We start from the raw sequence: 1,836 nt of genomic DNA on the forward strand, positions 1-1,836 counted from the left end.
CCGCGATCGAGTACGACAATTCGATCGGCGAGGGTCATTGCTTCGGTACAATCATGGGTGACATAGATCGTCGTAATCCCGACTTGTTGGTGCAGTTGCTGAAGTTCGCTGCGAGTGTTATCGCGCAATCCGGCATCGAGATTGGACAGGGGTTCGTCTAGGAGGAAGACTTGGGGAGATCGAGCGATAGCACGACCGAGGGCGACGCGCTGCTGTTGCCCGCCAGATAATTGTTTGGGCTTGCGATCGAGTAACATGTCTATTTGGAGCGATTTGGCAACGTCTTTGATGCGCCGCTCGATGGTCGATCGATCGATCCCCCGCATTTGCATCCCAAATCCCAAATTTTCAGCAACTGTCATGTGCGGATAGAGGGCATAATTTTGGAATACCATCGCCACATCTCTCTGTCTGGCGGGTACCTGATTTACCAATCGCTCGCCGATATACACGTTGCCGCTGGTGGCTGCCTCTAAGCCCGCAATAATTCGCAGTAAAGTAGATTTACCACATCCAGACGGGCCGACCAATACCCAGAATTCGCCATCGGGAATCTCGAATGAAATATCATCAATTCCCATAAATCGTTGCTCTGGCGTAGTGGCGGCGGTCGCAAATTTACGACTGATGCGTTCGAGTTTGACACTAGACATAATTAACGATCGAATCTACTTGCTGTTAGGCATAAATATACTCTCTGCATGATGGTAATTTTTTTAATCGATCGCTTGAAATTGTTATGAATGTTCATAGGAGGTAAAGGGTAAAGGGTAAAGGGTAAAAGGTAAAGAGAACCGAAATAGTCACCCTGTCCCCTAGTCCCCTAGTCCCCCAGTCTCCCCAATCCCCTCAACCTCTCCTTGTTAGTTACAATAGAAACAGCACCCCAGGAGAAGCCTGCATGACTGTTTCGATCGATCCCAAGACTTTTTTGTTATCCAAGCAACTACCAAATCTGAGTTACGCATCGACGACCAATCGGTTCGATGAAACCTGGGAAGCGCCATTAGCGACACTGCTAGGTTTAGGACGAGCGGCTGGTGCCGATTTTGTCGAGTTTTTCTTAGAGCGATCGAATTATATTAGTTGTTTGGCAGAAGATGACCAAATTACGAGTATCTCGCCTCGGTTATCTACAGGCGCGGGAGTCCGCGTATTTAAGGGTCACGCTGATTGTTATGTCAGTACCAATGACTTGTCCTTCACGGGGCTGAAGTCTGCCTTAGAGAAGGCGTTAGGGATTATGGCGCTGCATTTACCTGCGCCCAATTCTTATGTACCTGAAATCAATCTCGAACTATTGCGCGACTATGCGACCAAAAAGGGTAAGGACGTTTGGTTAAAACAGTGTAGCTCGATGCAAGAGATGGCAGATGTGCTACTCGCAGCCAATGGCAAGCTCAAACAAACCGCAACCCACATTCAATCTCGCCGCGCGGCTTATTTCCGCGATTGGCAAGAAGTCTTAGTTGCTTCCAGCGATGGCACATTTGCGCGCGATATTCGGCTGACACAATCTGTCGGCTACAACTTATTATGTGCCGATGGTGCCAATCGATCGTCGATCGGTCAACGGGTAGGCGATACTAGTAATCCTGGATTTTTGACTAGTTGGGATTATGGCGCGACGGCTGAGGATGTCTCGGAGTCGGCGGGTAAGATGCTATATGCGGACTATGTAGAGTCGGGGACTTATCCGATTATCATGGCAAACCAGTTTGGGGGCGTGATCTTCCATGAAGCCTGCGGACACTTGCTCGAAACCACCCAAATCGAAAAAAACACCACCCCCTTTATCGACATGAAGGGTCAAAAAATCGCTCATGAAAGTCTGAC

2 protein-coding genes are annotated in these 1,836 nt (G+C 48.9%); one reads left to right on the plus strand and one right to left on the minus strand.

The window, feature by feature from the left end:
- Positions 1-653, minus strand: a 653-nt coding sequence (locus RMO35_RS00525; RefSeq protein WP_309737820.1) for an ABC transporter ATP-binding protein, incomplete at its 3' end; no start/stop codon positions are given.
- 248 nt (positions 654-901) lie between these two features.
- Between RMO35_RS00525 and RMO35_RS00530 the strand changes: the two genes are divergently transcribed.
- Positions 902-1,836, plus strand: a 935-nt coding sequence (locus tag RMO35_RS00530) for a TldD/PmbA family protein (protein ID WP_309737822.1), incomplete at its 3' end; no start/stop codon positions are given.

The organism is Chamaesiphon sp. OTE_20_metabat_361 (assembly GCF_031364565.1).